Below are 24,974 nucleotides of genomic sequence, written 5' to 3' on the forward strand. Positions count from 1 at the left end.
TGCCATTTTTGGGTGTGGGACAGCGAATGCAGGCAATGTAGATGACGGGACAGTAATACTCGCCATCGATGCGAGACCTGGTGCGGATCATTTTGGGTATTCCATAGGCCAGATGTATTGGCGTGCCCCAGACAAGCTGACTAGTATTCTGCGTGTGGAGTAGTCACGGCTTACACGACCCCGGTGGGACTGCGGGCCGATGGCGCCCCACTTCTGTCGAAGGAGGCCATATGGCACCTTTGTCATCTTGCGAGCCGCTACGTCCTTCCCTGAATCGTCGGCAACCGTCTCAGCACATCACGCCTGTCATTGCTGCCTCTCTCGTCGCCTTGTCGTTGGCGCACGCGGCCTTTGCCGGTGGTGTGCTTCCGCAAGGCGGCCATTATGTTGCCGGTGCGGGAACCATCGGTAGGCAGTGCGGCGCGCTCACCATCACGCAACCTGGTTCGACCCGTGGCGTGATCGACTGGACCAGTTTCTCGATCGGTAAGGGGAACATCGTCACGTTCAACAACGGTTCGGGCGCAACGCTCAATCGCGTGACGGCCAGTGCGCCGTCTGTGCTTCTGGGCAGTCTGAATGCAACGGGCAGCGTGTATCTGATCAATCCGCAAGGCATCGTGGTAGGCCGTGACGGGACTATCAATACCGGCGGACGATTCGTCGCTTCAACGCTCGATCTGCCGGACACCGCTTTCATGAACGGCGGGACGCTTACGCTCTCGGGCACGTCCAATGGCAAGGTGGTGAACCTCGGCAAGATCAGTTCCACCGGTGGCGACGTTTTCCTGATCGCACGCGATGTCGTGGTCAACGCGGGCTCGGTCAGCGCACCGAATGGCACCGTCGAATACGTGGTTGGACAGCAGGTGATGCTGTCCGATTCGTCGAGCGGCAGGCAGCTATTCGTGCAGACGGGCAACAAGGGCACCGTGATCGATCGGGGTGCGACGCTGGCCGCGCAGATCAATCTCGAAGCGGCCGACGGCAACATTTATGCCTTATCGCGGCCAGCGTGACTCGCCGCCTCCAAAGGGGCATCCCAGGAAAATGACATGAGTCGACGCAGCAAACGGCCGGCGCTGCCGCCCGACGAAACGGCCGGGCAGTTGCGCGCGCGGCTGCGGCGCTTCGCGCTCGCGACCTGCGACGACGCCACCCGCGCCTCCAGAACCGCGACGATCCCGTTTCCGGAGCACGTCAGCGTGCTCGCCGGTCCGCTGCGCCGCGTGCGTCCGCCGGATATGGAGCCGGCGCGGGCTCACAGCAACGCCGGAGAGCCAGGGCAGGATGACGGGGACAGTCAATGAAGCACCCCGAACGCGGGGGCGATGGTCAGTGGCGCGGATCACACCGTGCGGGCCGTCCGGGCCGGTCCAATCCAAGCAGGAGCAAACAGATGCTGAATGTCGAATGGACCGGCCACGACGATGGGCCGCCGCGTCCCGGTCACGCGAGGAGGCGCGCGCGGCCATGACCGTACCCGTTATCACGGCGCGCTGGTGTATCCCATGCCGACTGGGGATGCCCCCAGCCGGGACAACCGCTACTTCATTGACACCGAGTTCACCGATTTCCAGCGTTGCCAGCTGATCAGTCTCGCGGTCGTCGGCGAGAAAGGGAACGAGTTCTATGGCGAGCGTACAGATTTCGACCGGACACTGTGCAGCGACTTTGTCCGCACCGTGGTGCTGCCGCAACTCGGCCAGTTCGAGGGGCGCGCAATGCAGTTCGCAGCACTGCGCGAGGCATTGCGCGCCTGGCTCGCGGACGTCCCGGGCGATGGGGCGCCGGTGCTCTGTTACGACTACGAGACGGACCTGTACCTGTTCCGGTTTCTGCTGGGTGGCCCGCTGCCGCGCGGCTGGCGGATCGAGAATATCGCGGACCGTCGCGACCGGGAGCGGCGCGCCGCCTATTTCGTCCAGCAGGGCGGCGAACATCACGCGCTGCATGACGCGCGGGCCAATGCGTACGCCTTTGCCGGCGGAAAGCGGCGGATGTGATGTGGCCGCGGGTGGGCCATGTGCATGCAGCCGGACACATGCCTCGTATCCACGAACATTGCAGGGACTTAGGCAGGAGATCAGGATGACCGGGGAGCGCGAGTGGGTTCCGCGAACCGACGCGGCTCAGATTGCGCAGCGCCTGCGTGAACGCCGGGAAGCGTCGGGGATGACGCAGCCCGAACTCGCACGCAAGGTGGGCGTGGCCAGATTGACCTACGTGCACTGGGAGAGGGGAAGGCTGCCCGGCACCCTTGCGACAGCGACGGTGAACGCCCTGGAAGCCGCCCTGCAGGTGCCGCAAGGGTGGTTGCTCCGCCATGGGATGCTGCCGTTGCCGGAGCTGGGGTTCGACGCGACAGATGCGGCGCCCCACGAAAGTGGGCGTGATCTCCTGCAGGCGCGGATTCCCCGGGCCCGGTGCCAGGAGCTCGGCCCGCACGCACGGCGGCTGCGCGAGGAACTGGGCTTGACCGTTGCGGAGGTGGCGCGAGCTTGTGCAGTGAGCCATCCCACGCTGTCGCAGTGGGAGCAGGCGACGTTTCCGAAGGTGCTCACCGCGCAGCGCCTTCGCGCCTGGGAGCGTGCACTCCTGCTTGCGCCAGGGGAGTTGCTCGCGCCTCCGGCGTCGCATCCCCGGGTGTGCGATGGCCGGTGGCGCGTGCTCATCGAGGCCCAAACGCTCGAAGCCGCCATCCATGGCGTTGCGGCCTGTCTGGCGACGCGCGGCCGCAACCTGGTGCGGCCGGAGCAGCCGCTGGACAAGGCAGCCAGCCGGAATGCCGACCTGCTTGGTCACCGCTATGGCATTGGCGCGCACCGCAACTGGCCCGTGGTCGACGTCGCCCTCTCGTACGGAATGGCGCGCGCGGACGTACACAAGGCCGTTGCACGCCTGATCGCTCGCTCGGCGCAGTTCGCGTTCGAGATCCCGGTGCTGGACTCCATCATTGGGGCGGGGGGCTTTTCGTCAGCGAGTGCAGCCGTCGATGACCGCGTGCGTGACCTGGCGGGACCGTCGCTGTCGATGGCGCGCGCTGCGGCTTTCGCCGACGAGATATTGTCCCGGCAGACCACCGGCTGTCCCGGCAGAGCACCGGCGCTGATCTCGTTACGTCGGTGAGCTGCGCCAGCATCACGACGCAATCGGCGAAGGCTCCGCTGGTCCAGGGTGTCCTGCCTGAAGTGCAGGAACGTGGCCTCGACATATCGCACGTGGCGGAAGCTGCAGTTGGCAGGGTCGCGGCCGAAAAGCGCGCGGCGGAATGGCTGAAGGAGAACGCGGAAGCGATCGAAAGCTCCAACGCTTACGTGGAACAGCACGGGCTTCCACTTGAAATGTACCGGAAGTTCTGAGGGAGCCTTCCGCTGTCTTTCCGGATGCACGGGGTGGAGTGGCCGCCTGGTAAGGCGCCGATCGCGACGCATGTATCAGGTCTCTCGATGTCAGTCGGCGGGACAGCGGCGCCGGATGAGACGGTTACCAAAAGGAGAGGCGGATGCTTCGAATCACTGTTGAATTGCTGCCCGGCGGGCAGGAAAAGGGAAAACGCGTCATCGCGACGGCGGATATCGCGCGGGTGAGCGACGGGCCGTTTGGGGCACTCGCGGACTACCGGGTCACCCTGGCGGATGCGATGCTCGGTGAGGTTGGCGAGCGCGCCGTTGTGCGCAGCTATCCACGATTTGCGGGGAGCGTGTGGGACCTCGTGGCCCGCGGAATTGCTGCTGCACTGAATCAGGACACTGAAGCGTTGCCCGCCCGACCGGCGAAACCGGAGGTGCCAGTTCACACCAACGAAGCAGGCTTCCGGTACGTGCGTCTGGATGAAATCCCCGAGCCGATCCGAACATTCTTTGACCGGAAGCTCGCCGGTTCGGGCATTCCCGATCACGGCTGCGCCTACGCGCATGACTGGTTCGACTTTCTCAACGGTCAGCGCTGATGCCAGAGCCCCATGCGAAAATGACGCGGGGCAGTCAGTGACGCTGCTGACCGCATCCAGTTTTCTGCAGTGATTGGTCGCCGACAATTAGGGCATCGGCTCAACGCTCCCAAAAGGAGTGGGGGATTCACGAGTACCAGGAACCACATCAGGTATCAGTCGAGAGAGGGAGATCAGCCCGGCTGGGATCTCTACACCGAGATTCTTGAGGCGGAGGACGTTGTGTATCTCGAGCTCGACGGTGTTGCCGCTGAAGTCACGATGCTCGGGAACATGGAGCGCGGGCCGGGCACTGTGCTGTTGCGCCTGCCGGTCGACACTGCGAAGCAGCTTGGTCTCGTGCCGCCGGACTGGGAAAAGTCGGACTGGGGAAAGGGATAGGTCATGCGTGAATACCAGGACAGGACGGTGCGGGAGGTCGCGGCCTGCACATGCGACCGCTGCGGCCGGCGCATGACACCTGTTGATGACCAGTGGGAGTGGTACGAAAAGGTGTCGCTCGACTGGCGTGGTGGCTTTGGCTCGGTTTTCGGCGACGGCGCCTATGTAAGCCTTGATCTTTGCCAGCAGTGCGTACGCGATACGCTGGGGCCGTGGCTGCGTGTCGATCCGCCATCCGCACCGGATGGCTCAATTCAGGCCCTGAAAGGCGTCGTGCCCCGACCCGATGCACCGGTATCTGTCGACCAGATGAATCCCTGGGATTTCGACGAGCGCGAATAGAGGTCTTACCGCCCGATGCGGCTCCGCGCGCCGCTCAGACTGCCGATCGTGGATTGCTTTTCTCACGGGGCGTCTCGAACTCATCGTCGAGACACCTAGGCGGCTGGTTACCTTCGGTTGGACAAGTTAGCCGTATCGCTCAACGAGTCTCGTCGACCGCATCGCCGCCGGTGCGACGTTTGGGGTTTAAGCGCAGGTAACAAGATGAACCGGTCGTTCGTGACGGCGCCCCAGAGGCAGCGGTTCGGCCAATGCGGACGCTCAGCTACGGACCCTCATCGGGCGGCTGCACGGTGCTAACCGGTCGTTCGCCCGAGCCGGCTCCGGAGCCGCGACTCTCACATCGGCGAACGCGTACTTACGACCCTGAACGGCCCTTCCATATAGCGGCGTGTCAACGGCCCAAGTCGAAGTACAACAGACGTTCGTGAGAAGCTTGGTAAGCGTTGCAGGATCGGCGTCTAGGATGCGCTTTGGCTACCCAAGGGTTCGTCTGCTACGCTTCCAATTGCCTTAAACATTCTTGGGGCGTGATATGGCGGATTGGCTTGACCGGCGTGTGGATGAAATGCGGCCGCAGATAGAACGGCTCGAGAAGGAATTGCAACTGCCCGAAGCCTTCTTTGAAAGGTTGCGCGTTGAAAGCGATTGGTCGTTCGTTATCAAACTTCACGCGGTTTTTGAAGCAGTGATAGTTCAGGCCTTGACAGGTCACCTTGGACAAGACTGTTTAGCTGACGCGTTCGGCTATCTGGATATGAGCAATGTAAGAAGCGGAAAAGTCGCCTTCGCACGTGCACTGGGTCTCCTGGACGCGGGCGAGGCTAGATTTTTAGCTGCACTATCCACGTTGCGTAATGATTTAGTTCATAAGGTGCGCAATGTGGGATTTTCGTTTGACGCGTATATTAAAGGATTAAACACGGATCAACTGAACAAATTTGCAGGCGAATTCACTGCGCAATCGACCCCCAAGCAGGAAACGAGTGACTGGAGGCAGACGAAGGAACTTATGTCACGGCGACCAAAAGATATGATTTGGTTCGTTGGGACATCGTTATTGTGTTTGATGTTCCTTAAACGAAAAATCGCCGTATACGAGCACGAGAAAACGAGAACTAACGCTGCGTTATACGAAAAGCATATCGAGGCTCAGAAACAGCCGACTACACTAGCCGACCTGTTCAAATTCGGGCCATCTGGTGACGGATTGCTGTCGGGGCGTTCCGAGCCGGATCCCGGCGAACGCCCGAAGGCCGACGAGTGATCTTGGAAGTTGTGTTTTCTGCGCCACGGGCTTCCAACGCACCACAAGACAGATAGAGAGTGTGCAGCCCGATGCGTTCAGGCTCATGCCAACCAGTTCGGTCCTTCAATTCTGCGCGACCTTGACGGTCGCTTTTAAGGTACAGCGGCCATTCGCGCCACATTCCTGGCAAGCAGGAGCTTACTTTTATGCGTCATGACTAGAGGCGGAGGCAATGGCTGTTGCGTGGCCATTGAGCGGGAGCTCGGTCGTTGTTGGGTTTGTGCTAACCCGTACTGGAATAAGAGAAAGTCGGAAGCTGCCGGGAAGCGAACGAGCCTGAAAGAACTGGATATGTTTCCATTCATCGCCGCGTAGCAGGTTCATTATAGTACGGATATTCTTTTCTTCCGTACGCTGACCGAAAACTATTTCTTTTAATGCGAATGATGGAAATTCCACGAAACCGGGTTTAGTGCGAACTATCCGGTACTCTTCTTCATATGACCATCTTTCAGACTTGGTATATCTGTTCGCACGTACCATTTGGCCGATTTGCTTTGTATAAAATCTGTCGGCTACATCATCTGGATATGCCTCGCACGCGTCATCCCAAGGTTTGACGAATTTTTTGATGTCCTCAAGCAACTCGCGGAAAACGGCTGCGTATGGCGGCTTGTCCGTGTATGTGATGTCTCCTTCGTCGTGTACTTCACTTGCGGGGAGCAGGGCCGTTTCTATGCCAACAGCAATGCCAGTGTGACCTGCCGCATAATGTGACCACAGCAGCGCGTCGGTGACAGTCTTGGACAGCGATAAAATTCCCATGCTGGATATGAACCGCTGAATCATTTGATTCAAGGTTATTGTTCCACCTTCCTTGTCGATGAAGCGCTTGGAGTTTAGTTGACTCAGCAGAAAAAATTGACGCAATCTTTCTTCAGCGTCTTCTATATAAATCAAGGGAACTTGGGCCAGCTCATACTCTTTTTCAATGTCGAGCTGATTGTCAAGCGGATCGTTGAGCGTGTGCGGTGCAGCAAAGTACAACTCTCGGTTGATCAAGATTTCCAGCGCACGCTGGTCGAAGGCTCGAAATTTATAGCAAATCATGTTTGAGGCACACTGATAGTGGAGCGAACATGTGAAGGATGTGCGGCAACTGTACAGGCAGTCAAGTCGCTGCGCGGCACTTTTAAGCGCTAATACGTGACGAGACCGAAAAGGGAGCGATCGCCATTACAGTGGAAACGCCCGATAGCTGGATGAATGCGACGCCCGAATGCCGAGCCCCCAAAGTTCGCGACGGACGCTTCCTGGCCGTTAATTGCCAATCGGTGTGTAATCAACGAAATCGTTTCGCGAACGTCAACACACGACCGAGGCTGTGTGGAAACGCGAAATGCAGGTTCGACGTGCGACGAATCTGCAGCAGAGAGTATAGAGCCGCATTGCGCTCTCGCAATCAATCAGTCGAGTGGAGAGCGCTGGGTGGCACCGTTGCCTCACTACTAGCGGCTTCTCGGTCTGTGTTGGGAACCTCGGTGCATCACGCACCCACCAGCCGCATTGCTCTCATCGTTCGCGAGAATCCCAATATGGCTATCACGCGCTTGAGGTTGTAGGCCAGTACATGCAGGCTCATCTCCGTGCTTACATTGTGCAGTCTGCGAGTCAGGAAGTGTGTGTAGCCCATCCAGTGCTTGAACGTTCCGAAGACGTGTTCAACGGTGCGTCTTCGCACCATCATCGCCTCCGGCATCCGGTCCAGTCTCCGCTGGGCGGCTTCCAGTACAGACTCATGTTCCCATCGTGTGATTCGTCGATAATCGCTTGGGGTGCATTGTGATTTGATCGCGCAACGAGGACAGGCACTGCTCCAGTATCGATGCAGTTGCATGCCATGCTCCTCACGGGTGAAGCGATGAATCGCGCGTTGTCCAGCCGGACACAGGTATTCGTCATCCCGGGCAATGTAGATGAAGTTTGCTCTGTCGAAGCGGCCATGGGCTCTTGCGCCTGACGTCAGGTTCTTCGGCAGAATGGCTGCAATGCCCGCATCCGTGCATGCTTTTATCTGCGGACCGCTGTAATACCCGCGGTCAGCGATAGCCTTCAGTCTCTTCTTGCCCATGGCATCGCGGGCAGCTTGGGCCATTGGACTGAGCTGTGCCCGGTCATGACCGGAGTTCGTTACCTCGTGCGCAACGATGAGGTGGTGCCGGGCGTCTACAGCCACCTGCACGTTGTAGCCCACCATGCCCGAGCCTCTGCCGCTCGTCGCCATGGAGCGCGCGTCAGGGTCGGTCAGCGAGAGCTGACCATCAGGCTGCGTCTTGAGTTCTTCCTTGATCTGCTCAAGGCGACGCATTTGCCCTCGCAATTGCACGATCTTCTCTTGCAGCCGGGTTGTCTTGGCTTCCAGCTCTGCCGGTCGTGTGCGGTCAGCAGTTTCCAACGCACTCAGATAGCGCTGGATGCTTTCCTCAATCTGTTGCTGCCGTTTGTCGATCTTGCCATTCGTGAAGTTACGGTCGCGGGTGTTGGATGCCTTGAACTTGCTCCCGTCAATAGCAACCAGTGCTTGTGAGAACAGCTTCAGATCACGGCACAGAACAACAAACCGGCGACAGACGTTGCGAATGCCTGTTCCATTGTCCCGCCGAAAGTCGGCTATCGTCTTGAAGTCCGGTGCCAGGCGACCCGTGAGCCACATCAACTCGACATTGCGTTGGCATTCCCACTCCAGCCGACGACTCGATTGAATCCGGTTGAGGTAGCCGTAGATGTATATCTTCAACAGCACTGCCGGATGGTAGGAGGGGCGACCTGTCGTTGATGGTGTCACGCCATCGAAGCCCATCGATTCCAGTTCGAGCTCTTCGACAAAGGCCTCGATGATCCTCACTGGGTTATCCTCGGCAACGAAGTCATCCAGGCATTCGGGCAACAGCGTTACCTGCTTGCGGTCTTCGCCTTCTATGAATCGCTTCATCCGGTCACCCACGCTGAATGAGTCAATTCAGTCTAGGCCATCTGATGCGAGAATGTTGAATCGAGAACTTACGGCGAGAAGGTAGTGAACCTGCATGTGATCTATACACGAGACAACCGGATCCTGCTGTCACGAAAGCAATACGTATCGTGGCAAGAAATTCAGGAGGACATCGAAGACTACATGGCTTCACTGGGGCCTTGGCTACCCGAACAAACCATTGAATACTTGCAGGAAGAGCATCCGGGGCTGTCACCGGACGCGGCCGAGCAGGTTTGCGCGTTCCTTTCAATGAGTGAAACAACCATCACCCTTCGTTTCAAGCCCAGCGGCACCGATGACTAGCGAGTTACTCGATGGACAAGAGTAACGTGTTTTCACACAGCCTCGACCCTTCTCGGTCATCCCCTGGATTCGAGTTGAGAGAGCGAATTGGGTCTATGAGCGGTCATCCGGCCTGATAACCACTCGCACGGCGTGCGCCAACAAGCCATCCCGCTGCCGAAGACTAGTTCTTGCGGAAGCTCATCGCATCAGGAATCTCTGTTTCCAATGCAAACAGGACGCCGTTCAGCCCGTGCCGGTATCCACACGAGGACGCCCAGAGGATCAGGAGCAAGGGCTGCAAGACTTGCTGCCTATATCGAGTGGGCAGCAATCGTTTGAGGGCGGACTAGGTGAGAAGGACAGCGAGACGACCAGGAACCCCCAAGCGGGGGCGGGGTTGCTCCCTCATTGCGAGCTTCGGGAGGCCGTCGCAGAAGCTGTCTCACCTTTGCCTTTGCTTCCCCGAGTGCATCCAATCGAAGCGATACGATCAGCCTGGCTATTAGAGGCCGAGATCTGACAAGCCGGGATGATCGTCCGGACGGCGGCCGAGCGGCCAATGGAACTTCCGCTCTTCTTCCTTGATTGGCAAATCGTTGATGCAAGCGTAGCGATTCACCATCAGACCGTCCTCGCGGAACTCCCAGTTCTCGTTGCCGTAGGAGCGGAACCAGTTGCCCGAGTCGTCGTGCCATTCGTACGCGTAGCGCACGGCAATGCGATTGCCGCCGAACGCCCACAGCTCCTTGATGAGACGATACTCGTGCTCCTTCGACCATTTGCGCTCAAGGAACTCTCGGGCTTCATTGCGGCCGTTTGCGAATTCAGCACGGTTGCGCCAGCGAGTATCCAGGCTATATGCGAGGGACACTTTGGCAGCGTCGCGGGTGTTCCAGCCATCCTCGGCCAGGCGCACTTTCTCGACGGCGGATTCGCGTGTGAAAGGAGGGAGCGGCGGACGGATTTCAGTATTAGTCGACATGGTATTACCTCAGTGATTGGTGGATGAAGACCCGAGACCGGGCCGAAGGTTGGATAGGAGCAGTGCCGCGAGTCCTTGATCGCTCGGTCTGGCGATTAGCCCGTGTACATGGCGGACTTCGCCCGCTTACGCCGCAAAGGTGATGTAACCGCCAGAGTGTGTCATGATGTGCGCCCAACGCACGGCCGCGTACAGGCTCTCGGCGCACGCAAAGTCGCTGCCGTCGATCGCGACGACCCACTGGTCTTCTTTGAGGCGTAGCGCGAGTCGTTGGTGGTCGACCAGATCGCTGTACCAGCGCCATGTGGCTAAGTTTGACTCGTCCGACTGCAGAGCTTGATGAAGGACAGCGACTTCGTAATGTGAGTGGCTCATGACAGTCTCCGTGAAGTACCGACCTTCATATGATGTAGACCGGTCTGTATCCGATGGGCGACGCGATTGTCCGGGTTCGGTTCGTTCGCCAGGCAAACTGGCGAGCGAATCGTTACGACTGAATGTGGCGCGAATGAAGCACGCGGACGTGCCAGGGACTTGCGCGATACTTCAGATCGCGTGGCGTCTAGTATCCGCGCTGCCGTCGGACGGCTATTGGCCGAAATAGATTGGCTGCATGCCGTCGTTGTCGACGTGACGGGAAGTCTTGGGAACACCCGCTGACGACGAGCCTGCCTCGGCGACACCGCCATAGCTCGCATCCCCGCGTTGCGCTGCCAGGCGTGCTTCGGCCGCCTGAATCTCGGCGGGGTAGTTGGGGTCTTCTCCACGAGACTGGTCATAGCCCACAGCACGCAGTTGCGCGAGTTCCGCGTGAACCTGGGCGCGAGTCAATCCGGATGTGTCAGTGCCTGCGAAAACGGGGCTGGTGACAGATGCAGCGATAACGAGTACCGCAAGGAAGCGAGATTTCATGATTCTCTCCAAAGAAACAGTGACGATGGAGGAAGAATGCATCAATCCGGCTATAGGGTCTAAGACCGATATCCTATGTTCTCTATAGGATAAGCTAATAGTTCTGGTGATGGATTGAGAAGCCCGTTTTCTGACCAGACTGCAGACTTCTCGGAATGCGCCGTTGCTAGCTTCCGTCCCGCGATTGCCGAATCTAGGCCCGGTGCTCGAGTTGCTTAGTGCCAACCCCGGCTGTCTTCAACGCCGCGTAAATCACAATCCAGTTCCTGGCCGAAGTCGAGCGCCCACTCCTCACCGTCTCACCGTACGGTCATGCTCTTCAGCTGAAGCTTTGCGATGCCGACACCACCGGCGCGAGTTGTGCGAAGCGGCGTAGGTGTCGGAGCTAACGGAGCGCGCGTTACGTGTCGATCTCTTCGTTTCGCGCGTCGCGCGCCGCGATCTCCATTAGCGTCGGAGGTTCTCCGTCAATTCCATCAACACCTGGACGAAGGCCTTGCTCGCTGCCGTCCGATACGCGTCCTTGCGTTGCAGCAGCACGGCTGTGCGCGTCGGCAGCGGCGGGTCGAGCAGCACGGGGTGCAGCTCGGTATGCTCGCGCGCGATGCCGTCGGGCAGTACGGTTGCGAGCCGCCCACGCCGCACGATCTCGACGATCGCACTGATCGAACTGACCTCGATGGCAACCTCCGGGAGAATCCGGTTCTGCGTGCAGTATTCGTCGATGTAACGCCGCGTCGCGAACGCCTTGTTAAGCAGCACCAGCCGTTCGTTGGCGAAGTCCTGCGCGGACAGCGGCTTGCGGCGCGTCGCGCGCGCATGGCCGCCGCCGACGACGAGGCTCAGCGTCTCGCGAAACAACGGCTCGCTTTCGATTTCCGCAGTGTGGACGGGCTCGAACGCGATGCCGGCGTCGAGCCTGTCATCGGCGAGCTGCGCTTCGATCTGATCCTGCGTGATTTCCTGAATGTCGATCGCGATGCCGGGATGCAGGCCATAAAAACGATCGATCACGGGCCCCACGAGATACGCCGTGAAGGTCGGCGTCACGGCAAGGCGCAGATTGCCGCGGCTCAGTTCGCCGACGTCATGTATCGCCCGCACGCCCGCATCCAGATCCTGTAGCGCGAGCTTCGCATAGCGCATCCACGCCGCGCCCGCATCCGTAAGTTGCAGGGTCCGCCCCGAACGGTCTAGCAGCTGCGTGCGCAGCGTCTCTTCCAGTTGCCGTATCTGCTGCGACAGCGTGGGCTGCGAAACGTGCAGCGCCTCGGCGGCGCGCGTGAAATTGCGGTGTTCCGCGACAGCCAGGAAATAACGGATATGACGCAACAGCATGGCGAATTCCTCGTCCTCGAATAACTATTGGTGTTGCCTATGGTGAGCATCATAAACCCGTCTTGGACACTATGACGGAACAGGTTCATTCTCTGTTCAACGCATCGCACTGAGCGACACGGCAACGAACGCCAGATTGAATGGAGCAGACCATGCAAGAGATCATCGACGGTTTTCTGAAGTTTCAGCGGGACATCATGCCCGCGCGCAGGGAGTTGTTCCGCAAGCTGGCCACCAGTCAGACGCCGCGCACACTGTTCATTTCCTGTTCCGATAGTCGCATGGTTCCCGAACTGGTCACGCAGCGCGAACCGGGCGATCTGTTCGTGATCCGCAATGCCGGCAACATCGTGCCTTCGTTCGGTCCTGAGCCCGGCGGTGTGTCGGCAACGGTCGAATATGCGGTGGCCGCGCTCGGCGTGACGGATGTGGTGATATGCGGCCACTCGGACTGCGGCGCGATGACGGCCGTCGCGACGTGCAAGTGCCTCGACCATATGCCCGCTGTCGCGAACTGGCTGCGCTACGCCGACTCGGCGAGGCTCGTCAACGAGGCGCGTGAACATGCGGGCGAGCGCGAGCGCGTCGACTCGATGGTGCGCGAGAACGTCATCGCCCAGCTCGACAACCTCAAGACCCACCCCTCAGTTGCACTGGGACTCGCGCAAGGCCGCCTGAATTTGCACGGATGGGTCTACGACATCGAATCCGGCTCGATCGACGCGCTCGACGCCGCGACCCGCCAGTTCGTGCCGCTCGCTGCGCATCCCGATGTCACCGCGACGCCCGCCGAGTGCGTGGCTGCGCTCTGATTCCCGGCTTGTCACACCGACTGTCGATCTCACCAGGTTGATTTTTACACAAGGAGCAACATCATGACCCAATCGCAAGTCACACCGAACGCACGCGAAGCATTGACGGAAACGATCGTCGACGCGAAGGTGCGCAAGAACCTCACCTTCGAAGCCATCAACGAAGGCACGGGCTTGAGCCTCGCATACACGACAGCCGCGCTACTCGGTCAGCATGCGCTGCCGGAGAATGCGGCGAAGCTCGTCGCCGAACGCCTCGGGCTCGACGACGACGCCGTTCGCCTGCTGCAAACCATTCCCGTGCGCGGCAGCATTCCGGGTGGCGTGCCGACCGATCCCACCGTCTACCGCTTCTACGAAATGGTGCAGGTGTACGGCTCGACGTTGAAGGCGCTGGTTCACGAGAAATTCGGCGACGGCATCATCAGCGCGATCAACTTCAAACTCGATATCCAGAAGGTGCCGGACCCGGAAGGCGGCGAGCGTGCCGTCATCACGCTCAACGGCAAGTATCTGCCGACCAAGCCGTTCTGAACCCAATGATGCAAAGACGAAAATTCTTACTGAGCACCGGTGCCGCGCTTGCTTCGGGCGGCCTTGCCCTCTCGGGTTGCACGATGACGAGGCCGCGCTCCACGTCGAGCACCAGCAACGCGCTGTACCCCACAAGGAGATCCGAAATGACTTCACCCGCAGCAATTCGCCCGCCGCTTCCCCCGTTCACGCTGGAGACGGCCATCGAGAAAGTCCGTCTCGCGGAAGACGGTTGGAATTCGCGCGACGCCGCCAAGGTCGCGCTCGCCTATTCGCTCGACACGAAATGGCGCAATCGCGCAGAGTTCGCGAACAATCGCGCGGAAGCGCAGGCGTTCCTCGAGCGCAAATGGAAGAAGGAACATGAGTATCGTCTGATCAAGGAACTGTGGGCGTTCGGCGGCAATCGCATTGCCGTGCGCTACGCCTACGAATGGCACGACGACTCGGGCAACTGGTTCCGCTCCTACGGCAACGAGAACTGGGAGTTCGGCGAGGATGGTCTCATGCAACGTCGCTATGCGTGCATCAACGACATGCCGATCAAGGAATCGGAGCGCAAGTATCACTGGCCCTTGGGCCGTCGGCCGGACGATCATCCGGGACTGAGCGAGTTGGGACTTTGAAGCCCGGATCGTTACAGCCGCGATGAGCCATTAGCGCCCACCAATCCAGTGGCGACGAATGACGGATTGTGGGCGTGCGCCGGCGCGCCGTCGGGATGTAGCGACTTAAATGTCGTTGAATTATTCGCGACTTTTCGTTTGCCCTTCTTGGGTGAACGTATGATCTGTGTCCGGTGTCAGGTCTGAGCTGCAAAGCAGTCTTTCAAATCGCCAGTCTGCGGAATCGACGATCGGCCGCAGTTGGCCGTGCTGCGTCCCACGCGTCCACCCTTCGGTTGAACGTGCGCCTCACTACAAGCCACCAGTGGGAGCAGGCAGGCGATCTACTCGCTGTATGTATGCCCCCAAACCAGCGGCGAGCGCCGCGAAAACCGCTGCGCAGCGTGCGCTTTCGCGCAAATCCTCGTGCATGGCGATCCAGGTGTCCATCCTCAGCGAGAACTTGCCCTGTAGCATGCGTACAAGCACCTTGTACCTTGCAGCCAACGCCGATTGACACACGCCAATGCCGAGGCCCGCTCGGATGGCCCCTAACTGGGCGAGGTCCCTGTCGGCACTAAACGCAAGGGCAGCGCGCGAGAACATGGGAAATTGATTCTGCAGTCGGCGAATGTACGGGTTCTCCTGGTCGAAGCCGATGAGCGCATAGCGGGACAACTCATCCATCGATTTCGGCGTGCCATGCGCGGCCAGATAGCGTTCGTGAGCATGTACACCGGGTTCAATGCCGCCCACGCGCCTGGCCACCAATGCGTTCTGCGTGGGCCTGAGAATGCGCACCGCGATGTCCGACTCGCGATGCAGCAAGTCATCCACCTTTCACATTAAACGTGTCTAGACGCGCGGCTCCGATCACAACGCCACCGTGCAGGGCTGGTGGTCGTCGGATTTCCCATGCCGCCTGAATCAGCGGCAAAGTCTCACCACTGGCCTTCAATGACGTTTGTGCGTGCCGGTATAAAGCACGGACGCAAGCGCGATCGAAGGAACTAGCAGGATTACGGCTAGCACAATGTAATGGTCCATGGAATCTCCTACGCGCCATTGGTGGCGTGCGTATCCCATGTTAAGCCTATTTTTAACACATTGCCGATGGTGGTCCAAAGCACAGTGCCGCACTGCTCGTGACGGCCGACATAGACCTTTCAATGACTGAACACTGCTCAAGAATTAAGCACCCACTGGCGACCCGGTGTCGCACTGCACACACGGGTCGAACGTTTATAGTGCTGGGTTTGGGTCGCTCTCTTTTTGCAGTGCGGTCAAGATCGCCAAGCGCCATCGGACTCCGTGTGCGGCCTGCGGTTGTCGACAGTCACGGCGCGGAAGTGATTCGGCCCCCTGTCAGCTTGTCAGTTTCTGCCCACACCTCGAAAGGAAGGCCCAGTGAAATACATTCCCCGCATCGCCGCATCTGCTGCCCTCGTCGTCGTCGCTTTCGCTGCTGTCACGTTCGCCCAGATCAAGTTCGCGCCGGATTCCGCCGACAATAACCCGGTCGCCCGGATCGTGCTCAACGTCGAGTCGCAACTGAACGGCTGATCCCCCCGCCAAAGACAGGCGGCGTCGTCCTCGGCGCTCTCGCGCCAGTCGCCACCCGTCCCGCGACAGCACGCGCACTGCTGGCAGGCAGTGCCAAACTCATGTTTGCGCGTTTCCAATCCCTGGTCGCACGCCGGATTGCTGCACGGAAAGAACGTCTGCATTTCTCCCCTGAGCGTGCACCAAAGCGCCTCCGCGTGGTTCGTGTAGAGCTTTGATACGACCATCGAAAGGCAACACACATGATTGCGCTCGTATGGCCGCAGGACGCACGAATTTCAACGGCAAAGTTGACGAGGTGGTTACCAAGCCACTCGTGCTCAAGGCACTGCTTCGCGCGATCGACAAAATCAATTCGGAGGCCGCGGCGGTGAGCGCATCACGAACGAATACCCACCCGAGACAGCCTATAGCAGACGCGCCGTAGTCATCGTCGACACGGCTTTCCCATATCGAACGGCTGGCAGGTTTCCCAGTAAGAGCGCACACAATCTTGCGGACGGCGGATGGCGGCAACGGGTTGGCCGAGTCCGTGCGCGCTTCGAACCCATCGCGGGAAAGCAGCCATTGGTATTTCGCTGCCAGAATACGGCCAGTCGTCAACGCGCACTCCCGACCGAGGCTGTGTGGAAACACCGTCAGCGCAACGACTTCGACGGAATTCACTTCACGCCAGTGTGGCGCGTCAGGTAAACGCCTTAGTCGGCCATTTCAAGCTCGACCTGGGGCAAAGCGCTACGGCATTGTTTGCGTCTTACATTGCTACCGTGTTCGCGGTTGACCTCAAGCGTCCGCCAGGCGTATAGCCTTCATCATTTTCGCGAATCCCAGTATTGCGAGGACACGTCTCAGGTTGTACGCCAGAACATGTAGACTCATTTCGGTACCTACGTTTTTCAGGGTTCGGGTTAAGAAGTGCGTGTATCCCATCCAGTGCTTGAATGTTCCGAACACGTGCTCGACGGTGCGCCTTCGGACAGTCATCGCGTCCGGCTTCCTGTCGAGACGTCTCTGCACTGATTCCAGCACCGCCTCGTGCTCCCATCGGCTAATACGCCGGTAGTCGCTCGGCGTACATCGGGACTTCATATCGCAACGAGGGCAAGCGCTGCTCCAATAGCGGTGCAACTGCAAGCCATGCTCCTCTCGCGTAAAGCGGTAAATGGCACGCTCCCCGGCCGGACACTGATATTCATCGTCGCGGGCAATGTAGATGAAGTCCGCCCGGTCAAAGCGACCATTGGCCTTTGCGCCCGAGGTTGTTGGCTTAGGAAGGATGACTGCGATACCTGCGTCTGCGCATTCCTTGATCTGCGGTGCACTGTAATAGCCTCGGTCCGCTATTGCCTTGAGCCGGGGCCTACCCATTGCATCGCGGGCAGCTTGCGTCATCGGACTGAGCTGAGCACGATCGTGGCCGGCGTTCGTTACGTCATGGGCCACAACGAGATGATGCTTAGCGTCCACTGCCACCTGTACGTTGTACCCCACCATGCCCGAGCCTTTTCCGCTCGTCGCCATGGAGCGCGCGTCCGGATCTGTAAGAGATAGCTGACCATCGGGCTGGGTCTTGAGCTGTTCCTTGATCCGATCGAGCCTGTGCATCTGCTCGCGCAACTGCGCTATTTTCTCCTGCAGCCGCTCTGTCTTTGCTTCCAGTTCCACGGGCTGGGTACGGTCGGCGGTTTCCAGTGCCGACAGATAGCGCTGAACGCTCTCTTCGATCTGCTGCTGCCGTTTGTCGATCTTGCCGGACGTGAAGTTTCGGTCACGGGTGTTGGACGCCTTGAACTTGCTCCCATCGATGGCAACCAGCGCCTGAGAGAACAGCTTGATATCCCGGCACAGAACGATAAATCGGCGACAGACGTTGCGGATGCCGACGCCGTTGTCCCGGCGGAAATCCGCAATCGTTTTGAAGTCCGGTGCCAGGCGTTGCGTCAACCACATCAATTCCACATTGCGCTGACATTCACGTTCGAGCCGACGGCTGGACTGAACTCTGTTGAGATAGCCGTAGATGTAGATCTTCAACAGCACCGCCGGATGGTATGAGGGGCGGCCTGTTGCAGATGGCCTCGCTCCATCAAAGCCGAGCGTCCCTAACTCAAGTCCCTCTACGAATGCATCAATGATCCGTACCGGGTTATCGTCGGCAACAAAGTCATCCAGGCATTCCGGCAACAACGTAACCTGGTTGCGGTCGTCGCCCTCAATGAATCGCTTCAATTGTTCCTCCGACCTCTAAGTGCTCAACGAAGTCTAGGCGATCACATGAGAGAATGAAGGCTCAAATTCATTGCCAGGAATGCTCGTGGACCTCCATGTGATCTACACGCGAAGTGATCGAATTCTCGTGTCACGACGACGGTATGAATCGTGGCGACAGATTCAAGACGAGATCGCTGATTACATGGCCTCGCTGGGACCTTGGCCGGTTGAAGAGATGATCGAGTACCTCGACGGCGAGCATCCTGGGCTCGATCCGAGCGCTGCCGAACAGGTCGACACCCTTTTGGCCTCCGCCGAACCCACTATCGAACTCAAGTTCGCGCGGAGCCGCTAGCGCTTTATGCGTCCCCTTGCGCAACGCATCGGCCAGAGGAGATGGCCCATGTTTTCACACAGCCTCGACCCATTGCGGTCGGTCTGGTTGCTTGCGGTTCGACGGCAGGTAACGGAGTGGTACGGCCGCTTATCGCCTCACGGCAGTGGCCCACCCACGTCCCCAATCACTCCGCCTCCAATTCAAGTTTTCCATGCCGGCTGCGTCTACTGGGAACGCCAGCCCCGACAAGATTGCGACCAATGAGAATCCAGGCATTCGCAGAATGCGCAACCGTTGAATGTCCAATCTGCGGGGGCGGTAGCCGACAGACACATGTGCACACTCCCGCATCACGTTTGAAATTTCATTCACGTCGAAAGATTAAACGGGACAAGTTGAATATAGTCAAACATCAACTACTATGAATTGACGTCCACTCGTGGAGCGACTTCATGACAGAATACTTTGCAGGTTACGAAGTCGTTGCGAGAACACGAAACTTTCTCGTGACATGTGTGAATGACGAAGGTGCTCGTCAACGTGCGAACAACGTCGCCGCCACCTGTGAGTACGATTTAAGCCAGCTTAACGATCTATTCAATACTCGCTTCGAAGCTGGCACTACATCACCATACGCGATTTGGGTGGTCGTATTAGAAGACGATCCGACGTCAAATATCAGCGCCTGGAACCAAGGATATGAGACAGAACAGAGCAGCACAATATATATCCAGCGCGGATACTATCCTCCGCCGCCAAGTCCACCTTCGCTAATCCCGCCAGACCCACCACCACTGACCGGCGTCGATCTAGATTACGCGGTTACCGAAGTCCCGCGCTTCCTTTTTGTTGCGGAGCTAGCCGAAATCATGATGGAGTACTCCGGGTATGGATGGTATCCCGGTAACAGTTCGGGCGAAGGGCTGTCGAACGTTCTAGGAGCATTGCTGCATCCCTCGGGTTACTACGACTTGCCGAATTCAAATCTGGGTGGTCCGCGAGTTAATGCATGGATGAACGGAACTGATGGGCCCCCGAAGATCGCTCCGTTTACCGACTATGTGACAGGCCCGGACAACACGGACAAGAACCAGGCTTCATATGGTTGCGCCATCCTATTTATCAATTGGTTGGTTTATCAGCTCGGGTACCCGCTTAAAGACGTAATCCGTACCGGAGGCTCATCCTTGTCGGAGACATACGCGCGTCTGACTGGAAAACCAGCGGGAACAGCATTTTCCGCATTTTGGGACTTGTTGCGTGCGCACGTCAACGCGGCAACGACGGTACAGAGGGACAACATATTCCCACTGTTTGATTTGCCCTATCGCGGCATTACGATTACCGAGGCGGCCCCAATAGTCAAACTTCAACAGACCGACGCAAAACCAGCATCATTTACCGTCAAGCCTGGCCCATTGTGTGCTGCGCAGCCATTCGACTTTTTCGAAACACAACAGTTGATTGAACAGCCAGTGTACGCGCGGTCTCACGGATTGGCGAATGCCGTTTTTCGATGGGTGGTTGCTGACGTTGAAGTACCCATCCGACAAGCATGGACAACGGTTGAGATTGATCGCCCGGTAACTAAAGAGAATCCAGATAATACGATAACGTCAGTCGGCGATACCATGGTTTTGCAATACGGAATACAAGACTTTTGGAACGGCAGTGCGTTGTATTTGAAGACGATCAGCTGGCAAGGCAATTGTGTCTTGCCGGTGACTGTCAGTGCGCACGAGGCGGCAACCCCAGGCGAAGCGGAAGTGTCGCACGAAGCGAACGTCGCCTTAAGTACGGTCTCATGGAGTCCAGGAACTAAGCTTCAGAACGCGTGGAAACGCTGTAACCCGTTTTTTGCTCGCATGAACGACTCATTTTGGTATCTGACATCTCAGTTGAGTGACGTGCAGACCCGTCCCGATCCGCCGCCTGTCGAGCGTACTACCAGGAGTATCGTCGATGCCGTAACGCAGTTGCAAAAAGAAGTGGAGCTATACGCAAGGGCCAGCCGCTTACCGGAAGCAGAGGTATGGAGACTCTTGTGGTCTCAGGCTGGATTTCGATCGGCGCAGCCCGTTCAGACTGCGATAGATTTGACGCGTCGACTTGTGCAACGGAGCGCAATCGGAGACGACGGCGCCAGAAAGGATGCGGATCCGACGAGCTGAAACCCAAGGTTCAAAGTCATACGCCGCGAGACGATCACTGGCGCAATACCGGTATGCTTTGCACGATGCGCACTGACACAAACATCGGAAGTCGCCACGGCTTAACATACGTCCCGGCTCAAGGTATCCTTGTGCGAATGTCCGTTGTCCGCGCGAAGCAGGCAGCCGAATGTCCCCGCGGCGCAGGCGCAAAGGTCGCTTTATGGCCGAGAGCACCAGTTCGCTGAAGGTCCCATATAGCGGTCGTCGAAATCGTCGACGGCCGCTTTCGGCCGGCACCTGTGAATGAGTACAGTCGGCCACAACCGGCCGTTCGACATACCGGCGTAAATCCCCGACAATTTGGCGCGGATTCACACCTTGGAAGCCGAGCGATGAAATGCCGGATATGTGGGCGAGCACTCGATCAGCCCGACGCACCCTTGTCGATGAACTGTGGCGGTGACTGCTGGGGTTGCGTCGGCGAGATTGAGGCCGACCTAGGCAATGCGGAATCGATCGAGCAGGTCCGAGAAGAACACGTTCGCGGACTTCGCCCGGGATGGATTGACCCGGCGAAGTAGTGACCACCGATCCCCTGTTCGGCTCACTGTCGGCCGCAACCGGTGGTTCGAGATAGTCGGCAAGATAATCGAGAATCCAAAAGACCAAGATGCTAACTGAAGAATTTACCGACGGCTGGAAGCCAATTCATGTTGGATTTGAGGGCGCACCTCTCTCGATCAATGGCATCAATCCGTGGTTACATGCCGGTAACTGGCGCCGGGTGTCTCAGGAACACATTGTCGTTCCGCACCCTGCTTATCCTAGCGAACGTCATCGTGCATGGGTCTATGAAATCACAATTCCTGGAAAGGCAGTTTGCTTCGCAGCCACTGAGCTTTCCAACGGCGTGTGGGGTTTCTACGTGCAACGGGATACCGCTTCATAGTCAAGCTAGGGGCTGTTTTACGGCAACGGGACTGTGCTCGGCCAGGAACGGCCGTTCGACAGACGAGCATGGATCGCCGACAATTGCCCCACCTTCCCCTATCGACCGGTAGCCTCATCGGAGTGCCCAATATGAGCTGGGACGTCTCGCTGTACAAATTCACTAAACGCTATCGCCGTATCCAAGACATTCCCGGTGACGAGCAGCCACATCCACTAGGAACTCGTACAGAAGTTCAAGCGGCGGTGTCGGATGCTTTTCCGGGGACGAACTGGAACGATCCTGCCTGGGGCATCTATGATGGCGAGTTCGGGTCGATCGAATTTAACCTCGGAAGAGACGACTCAGTGCGAAGTCTGGCACTTCACGTACGGGCGACCGCGGCCATCGTGGGCGGAATCCTCCATCTCTGCGAACGCCTCGGCTGTCAGGCTATAGACCTTTCGGACAGCAGCTTGCTCGATCAGTACGAGCACCCTACCGCCGGCCTAGAGAAATGGCGCAAGTATCGCGACCAAATCATTCAAGAATCTCAAGGCTAGGAGCTGTGATGGGCCGTCCTAGCGTCGCGGAACGTCAGGACGGCACAATCGGTCGGGCTACGGCCAGGAGCTGACAGTCGGCGGTTGAGGTAAATTGTCAGCAATTATCCCGTCAAAAAGAGCAGGATGCATGGACAGCAGGCTAATACCGCTGGAGCCGCTATCGCAGGTGGCATTCATTCACGACTATTTTCAGCTTGTTTTCCAGGACGAGAGGTTCACCGTCTACAACCGGTCTGTGGTCTCGGACGGAGATAATCAAATCCCTCAAGGAACGACGGGTTTCTGCGACAAGCTTGTCGAACTGATCGGCCAGCGCGTAGTTGCCGTCACGCGGACAGATGCTTACGTACTTTGCCTTCGCTTTTCTAGCGGCGCGGCGTTTCGTATAGAGGCGGACCACGATCCCGAATGGCCAGAAGCCTTTGACTTCATCGGCCGAAATCTCTTTTCGTACCAAGAGCTCAACGGCTGACTCGTCGTGTTGAACGTCCGCTCCTGAAGGATGCGAGTGTCTCTTGTGGGTCGTTGAGGGGCATCGGGTCACGGTCTCAAGTCCGTGACATCGTTTGCCGTTCTTCAACGCTCGATCCCCTGAGCGACTGAAGCGGTCAGGGCGGAACGGAAGAGGGTCCGCGACCGGTTTGGAGCCGGTCATCATCTCAGCGAGCAACCGCCCGGTGACAGGACCGAGCGTCAGCCCGTGATGCGCGTGTCCGAAGGCGAACCACAGATCTTTGTGTCGAGTCGCGGGCCCCGATGATCGGCATCATGTCCGGCGTGCAGGGGCGACGGCCGAGCCACGGTTGTTCATCGAGCCGCTTGCCGAGCGGAAACGTTTCCCGCGCGATCGGTTCGATCGCGTCGAGTTGCACGGGCGTGGGAAGTGCATCGCGATAAGCCAGTTCCGCGCCCGTCGTGAGACGAATGCCGCGCGCCATCGGCGTCATCATGTAGCCGATTTCGGCGTCTCCCGCCAAGGTCGCGTGATAGACGACTTCGCCGTGCAGTCGGGCGTCGTGCGCGCTCGCGGCCAGAAATTGCCGCGCGATCTGTCGGTGGATCGCGCGCCGGTGCGGCTGCGAGAGCATCCGGTAGACGGTCTGCCGTACCAGATCATGCGCGAAATCGAACCCGGTTTGCGAAGCCGCGGTAAGGACGCCCCGACGCTGCAGTCCGGTCAGGCTCGACAGCACGTCGGCGAGCGGCCGGTCGAGTAGTTGCGCGAGCTGCTCGGGAGCGAACTCTCGCCCGATGGACGCTGCAAACGACAACAGATCGCGTGTACCCGCATCGAGCGGTGCGAGCCGATCCGCAATCAGGACATCGATACTGAGCGCCGAGGCTTCGGGAGGCGCCTGTTTGGCGCGCGCCAGTTCGAGCACGTAGAGCGGATTGCCGCCGCTGTCTTTCATTGTCTGTTCGGGCCGGAGGGCGCTTCGCGATGCATCGATAAGTGCCGCCACCTGGTTGGCGGAAAGTGGCGCAAGCCCGAGTCGCGTCACGTTGCCTTCACGCCCAAGCGATTGCAGCAAGGCCGCTGCAAAGCGATTGTCGTCGATATCGGCAGGACGTGCGGCGCCGACGAAAACAACAGGCGACCCCACGTTGCAGCGTCGCAGCACGAAGTGCAGCAACGCTGCGGATGCTCCGTCTAGCCACTGCAGATCGTCGAAGACGAAAGCGAGCCTCCGTTCGACCGAGAGGCGGTCGAGCAGCGCGACCACCGCTTCAAAAAGCCGCTCGCGGCTGCGCTCGTCGCCCAGGAGCCTCGACCCGCCGTCGACAGGCGGACGCAAGAGCGGCGCGAGCGCTTCGTCAACAGTCTGCGCTGCGCCGCTCGGCACGTTGCGCAAAGCGTCTATCCAGATGCCGTAAGGGCGGATACTTTCCGCTTCGTAGCAGCGAGCGTGCAGCACACGATACGACGCATTCGACGCGCATTGGCTGAAATACTCGAGCAGGCGGGTCTTGCCAATGCGCGGCTCGCCCGTCAACAGCGTCAGTTTTCCGGCTACCGATGACGAAGTTAAAAGGCCGTCGAGCCGCGCGCGTTCCACTTCGCGCCCGATGAGCGGTACAGGCGCGACCGTCTCTCTCATTACTGGTGTCGCCACTCGCGCTTGGCAAGGCTTCCTTTGAACCATATTGACGCGCGCGATGCCTATCGGCCGGGAGATGATCTGCAGCATGATCCAGGCGCAAGCGGCGAGTATCGTCGCGCATGCGCCGAACCGCATCGTCGAGGCTCGCACATGCGCGTGCGCCCACCTCACGTTGCAGCAGATCGCGGGCGTAGCGGTGATGCTGCTGCGCATCCGTACGACAGTCAGCGGTTTCGAGCAGTCCAATCAGCGCTGCGTGGGCAGATTCATCGAGCGGATCGGCGTCGACCAGCTCGCGGCCGTACTGCAACGCACGAGGCATATCTGGCGCAAGCCTCGCGACAAGAGTGCGCAGGACCGTCGCGCGAATCCGGCCAAAACGTTCGCGCTCGCCAACACACCAGTTGTAGAAGCGGTAGCAGCCGGGCAGTTCGAGCCCGGCGAGAAAGTCACCACGCAGCAATCGCGCTGCTTCTTCGAGCGCTGCAATCGACGTGGACCCGGCTCCTTGCGCGAGTAGCGCCTGAAGCCTCGTTGCATCGACAAATGCGCCGGCGGCGTCGAAAGCGACATCCGTGCGGCTCGCCACAATGCGCTCGTGCGCCGGGTCGTCGAGCAAAGGGCGCAGCTTGGACAGGCTCCAGCGAAGCGCAGCGCGCGGATCGTCGGGGCCATCCCACAGCATGTC

Annotated in this window: 26 protein-coding genes and 6 pseudogenes; 19 read left to right on the plus strand and 13 right to left on the minus strand. The window is 59.0% G+C overall.

What is annotated here, in order from left to right:
- Nucleotides 1–230: 230 nt before the first annotated feature.
- From QFZ94_RS10470 to QFZ94_RS10510, 9 genes and pseudogenes are all read left to right on the plus strand, one after another.
- Nucleotides 231–1,007: pseudogene (locus tag QFZ94_RS10470) on the plus strand (filamentous hemagglutinin N-terminal domain-containing protein); the annotation flags it as partial.
- A gap of 48 nt (nucleotides 1,008–1,055) precedes the next feature.
- Nucleotides 1,056–1,310, plus strand: coding sequence for a hypothetical protein (locus tag QFZ94_RS10475; RefSeq protein WP_429456691.1), 255 nt, complete (start codon nucleotides 1,056–1,058; stop codon nucleotides 1,308–1,310).
- A 120-nt stretch (nucleotides 1,311–1,430) separates the two neighbouring features.
- Entirely contained in the window at nucleotides 1,431–2,006 is a 576-nt protein-coding gene (locus tag QFZ94_RS10480; RefSeq protein WP_429456693.1) for a hypothetical protein, read from the plus strand.
- 85 nt (nucleotides 2,007–2,091) lie between these two features.
- Nucleotides 2,092–3,129 carry a helix-turn-helix domain-containing protein gene (locus tag QFZ94_RS10485; protein ID WP_429456695.1) on the plus strand — a complete coding sequence of 346 codons (1,038 nt, stop codon included), beginning with the start codon at nucleotides 2,092–2,094 and terminating at the stop codon, nucleotides 3,127–3,129.
- The gene (locus QFZ94_RS10490; RefSeq protein WP_429456697.1) at nucleotides 3,126–3,362 is read left to right on the plus strand and encodes a type II toxin-antitoxin system CcdA family antitoxin; all 237 of its coding nucleotides are present in this window, start codon (nucleotides 3,126–3,128) and stop codon (nucleotides 3,360–3,362) included. Before QFZ94_RS10485 ends, QFZ94_RS10490 begins: the two co-directional genes overlap by 4 nt.
- Nucleotides 3,363–3,505: 143 nt before the next feature.
- Nucleotides 3,506–3,952, plus strand: a complete 447-nt coding sequence (locus QFZ94_RS10495; RefSeq protein ID WP_429456699.1) for a hypothetical protein — start codon at nucleotides 3,506–3,508, stop codon at nucleotides 3,950–3,952.
- Between the two features lie 222 nt (nucleotides 3,953–4,174).
- Nucleotides 4,175–4,333 (plus strand): hypothetical protein, encoded by a 159-nt coding sequence (locus QFZ94_RS10500; protein WP_429456701.1) that lies wholly within the window; start codon nucleotides 4,175–4,177, stop codon nucleotides 4,331–4,333.
- A 3-nt stretch (nucleotides 4,334–4,336) separates the two neighbouring features.
- Nucleotides 4,337–4,675 (plus strand): hypothetical protein, encoded by a 339-nt coding sequence (locus QFZ94_RS10505; protein WP_429456703.1) that lies wholly within the window; start codon nucleotides 4,337–4,339, stop codon nucleotides 4,673–4,675.
- A gap of 535 nt (nucleotides 4,676–5,210) precedes the next feature.
- Nucleotides 5,211–5,942 carry a hypothetical protein gene (locus tag QFZ94_RS10510; RefSeq protein ID WP_429456705.1) on the plus strand — a complete coding sequence of 244 codons (732 nt, stop codon included), beginning with the start codon at nucleotides 5,211–5,213 and terminating at the stop codon, nucleotides 5,940–5,942.
- 186 nt (nucleotides 5,943–6,128) lie between these two features.
- Here the strand turns inward: QFZ94_RS10510 and QFZ94_RS10515 are convergent, their stop codons facing one another.
- Both QFZ94_RS10515 and QFZ94_RS10520 read right to left on the minus strand, forming a co-directional pair.
- The gene (locus QFZ94_RS10515) at nucleotides 6,129–7,034 is read right to left on the minus strand and encodes a DUF2971 domain-containing protein (RefSeq protein ID WP_429456707.1); all 906 of its coding nucleotides are present in this window, start codon (nucleotides 7,032–7,034) and stop codon (nucleotides 6,129–6,131) included.
- Between the two features lie 436 nt (nucleotides 7,035–7,470).
- Nucleotides 7,471–8,916: an IS1182 family transposase gene (locus tag QFZ94_RS10520; RefSeq protein ID WP_429456709.1), complete on the minus strand. Its 1,446-nt coding sequence runs from the start codon at nucleotides 8,914–8,916 to the stop codon at nucleotides 7,471–7,473.
- An 84-nt stretch (nucleotides 8,917–9,000) separates the two neighbouring features.
- Here QFZ94_RS10520 and QFZ94_RS10525 point away from each other — a divergent pair, with 84 nt between their 5' ends.
- Nucleotides 9,001–9,261: a hypothetical protein gene (locus QFZ94_RS10525; RefSeq protein WP_111933854.1), complete on the plus strand. Its 261-nt coding sequence runs from the start codon at nucleotides 9,001–9,003 to the stop codon at nucleotides 9,259–9,261.
- Nucleotides 9,262–9,380: 119 nt separating this feature from the next.
- Here the strand turns inward: QFZ94_RS10525 and QFZ94_RS10530 are convergent.
- The 5 genes and pseudogenes from QFZ94_RS10530 to cynR form a co-directional block, all read right to left on the minus strand.
- A pseudogene (locus QFZ94_RS10530) lies at nucleotides 9,381–9,490 on the minus strand (IS5/IS1182 family transposase); the annotation flags it as partial.
- Between the two features lie 255 nt (nucleotides 9,491–9,745).
- The gene (locus tag QFZ94_RS10535; protein ID WP_429456711.1) at nucleotides 9,746–10,225 is read right to left on the minus strand and encodes a DUF1348 family protein; all 480 of its coding nucleotides are present in this window, start codon (nucleotides 10,223–10,225) and stop codon (nucleotides 9,746–9,748) included.
- 126 nt (nucleotides 10,226–10,351) lie between these two features.
- Nucleotides 10,352–10,600, minus strand: coding sequence for a hypothetical protein (locus QFZ94_RS10540; protein WP_429456713.1), 249 nt, complete (start codon nucleotides 10,598–10,600; stop codon nucleotides 10,352–10,354).
- Between the two features lie 213 nt (nucleotides 10,601–10,813).
- Nucleotides 10,814–11,137 (minus strand): DUF4148 domain-containing protein, encoded by a 324-nt coding sequence (locus QFZ94_RS10545; protein ID WP_429456715.1) that lies wholly within the window; start codon nucleotides 11,135–11,137, stop codon nucleotides 10,814–10,816.
- A gap of 447 nt (nucleotides 11,138–11,584) precedes the next feature.
- Nucleotides 11,585–12,475: a transcriptional regulator CynR gene (cynR, locus tag QFZ94_RS10550; protein ID WP_429456717.1), complete on the minus strand. Its 891-nt coding sequence runs from the start codon at nucleotides 12,473–12,475 to the stop codon at nucleotides 11,585–11,587.
- Nucleotides 12,476–12,627: 152 nt separating this feature from the next.
- Between cynR and QFZ94_RS10555 the strand changes: the two genes are divergently transcribed.
- The 3 genes from QFZ94_RS10555 to QFZ94_RS10565 all read left to right on the plus strand — a co-directional run bounded on the left by QFZ94_RS10555 (nucleotide 12,628) and on the right by QFZ94_RS10565 (nucleotide 14,447).
- Entirely contained in the window at nucleotides 12,628–13,287 is a 660-nt protein-coding gene (locus tag QFZ94_RS10555) for a carbonic anhydrase (RefSeq protein ID WP_036661880.1), read from the plus strand.
- A 63-nt stretch (nucleotides 13,288–13,350) separates the two neighbouring features.
- Entirely contained in the window at nucleotides 13,351–13,821 is a 471-nt protein-coding gene (cynS, locus tag QFZ94_RS10560) for a cyanase (protein ID WP_124657387.1), read from the plus strand.
- Between the two features lie 146 nt (nucleotides 13,822–13,967).
- Nucleotides 13,968–14,447, plus strand: coding sequence for a DUF1348 family protein (locus QFZ94_RS10565; RefSeq protein ID WP_010808884.1), 480 nt, complete (start codon nucleotides 13,968–13,970; stop codon nucleotides 14,445–14,447).
- 291 nt (nucleotides 14,448–14,738) lie between these two features.
- Here the strand turns inward: QFZ94_RS10565 and QFZ94_RS10570 are convergent.
- Nucleotides 14,739–15,266, minus strand: a pseudogene (locus tag QFZ94_RS10570) (LysR substrate-binding domain-containing protein); the annotation flags it as partial.
- Nucleotides 15,267–15,833: 567 nt separating this feature from the next.
- On the opposite strand from QFZ94_RS10570, the gene QFZ94_RS10575 reads away from it, so the two are divergent.
- Entirely contained in the window at nucleotides 15,834–15,989 is a 156-nt protein-coding gene (locus QFZ94_RS10575; protein ID WP_156992751.1) for a hypothetical protein, read from the plus strand.
- 99 nt (nucleotides 15,990–16,088) lie between these two features.
- Here the strand turns inward: QFZ94_RS10575 and QFZ94_RS10580 are convergent, their stop codons facing one another.
- Nucleotides 16,089–16,655, minus strand: coding sequence for a hypothetical protein (locus tag QFZ94_RS10580; RefSeq protein ID WP_429456720.1), 567 nt, complete (start codon nucleotides 16,653–16,655; stop codon nucleotides 16,089–16,091).
- A gap of 117 nt (nucleotides 16,656–16,772) precedes the next feature.
- On the minus strand, nucleotides 16,773–18,218 hold the full coding sequence (locus QFZ94_RS10585; RefSeq protein ID WP_429456723.1) for an IS1182 family transposase: 1,446 nt from the start codon (nucleotides 18,216–18,218) through the stop codon (nucleotides 16,773–16,775).
- A gap of 85 nt (nucleotides 18,219–18,303) precedes the next feature.
- On the opposite strand from QFZ94_RS10585, the gene QFZ94_RS10590 reads away from it, so the two are divergent.
- From QFZ94_RS10590 to QFZ94_RS10610, 5 genes are all read left to right on the plus strand, one after another.
- On the plus strand, nucleotides 18,304–18,555 hold the full coding sequence (locus tag QFZ94_RS10590) for a hypothetical protein (RefSeq protein ID WP_429456725.1): 252 nt from the start codon (nucleotides 18,304–18,306) through the stop codon (nucleotides 18,553–18,555).
- A 434-nt stretch (nucleotides 18,556–18,989) separates the two neighbouring features.
- Nucleotides 18,990–20,708, plus strand: coding sequence for a hypothetical protein (locus QFZ94_RS10595; protein WP_429456727.1), 1,719 nt, complete (start codon nucleotides 18,990–18,992; stop codon nucleotides 20,706–20,708).
- 652 nt (nucleotides 20,709–21,360) lie between these two features.
- Entirely contained in the window at nucleotides 21,361–21,639 is a 279-nt protein-coding gene (locus tag QFZ94_RS10600) for a hypothetical protein (protein ID WP_411191962.1), read from the plus strand.
- Between the two features lie 131 nt (nucleotides 21,640–21,770).
- Nucleotides 21,771–22,181: a hypothetical protein gene (locus QFZ94_RS10605; RefSeq protein ID WP_429456729.1), complete on the plus strand. Its 411-nt coding sequence runs from the start codon at nucleotides 21,771–21,773 to the stop codon at nucleotides 22,179–22,181.
- Between the two features lie 130 nt (nucleotides 22,182–22,311).
- Nucleotides 22,312–22,656, plus strand: coding sequence for a hypothetical protein (locus QFZ94_RS10610; protein ID WP_429457797.1), 345 nt, complete (start codon nucleotides 22,312–22,314; stop codon nucleotides 22,654–22,656).
- A gap of 129 nt (nucleotides 22,657–22,785) precedes the next feature.
- Here QFZ94_RS10610 and QFZ94_RS10615 read toward each other — a convergent pair.
- The 3 pseudogenes from QFZ94_RS10615 to QFZ94_RS10625 form a co-directional block, all read right to left on the minus strand.
- Nucleotides 22,786–23,152 (minus strand): annotated as a pseudogene (locus tag QFZ94_RS10615) (NAD(P)/FAD-dependent oxidoreductase); the annotation flags it as partial.
- Nucleotides 23,153–23,770: 618 nt separating this feature from the next.
- Nucleotides 23,771–24,499 (minus strand): annotated as a pseudogene (locus tag QFZ94_RS10620) (AAA family ATPase); the annotation flags it as partial.
- Nucleotides 24,483–24,971, minus strand: a pseudogene (locus QFZ94_RS10625) (AfsR/SARP family transcriptional regulator); the annotation flags it as partial. The pseudogenes QFZ94_RS10620 and QFZ94_RS10625, both read right to left, overlap by 17 nt.
- Nucleotides 24,972–24,974 lie beyond the last annotated feature (3 nt).

Source organism: Paraburkholderia sp. JPY465 (assembly GCF_050436725.1).
GTDB classification, from domain to species: Bacteria; Pseudomonadota; Gammaproteobacteria; order Burkholderiales; family Burkholderiaceae; genus Paraburkholderia; species Paraburkholderia youngii.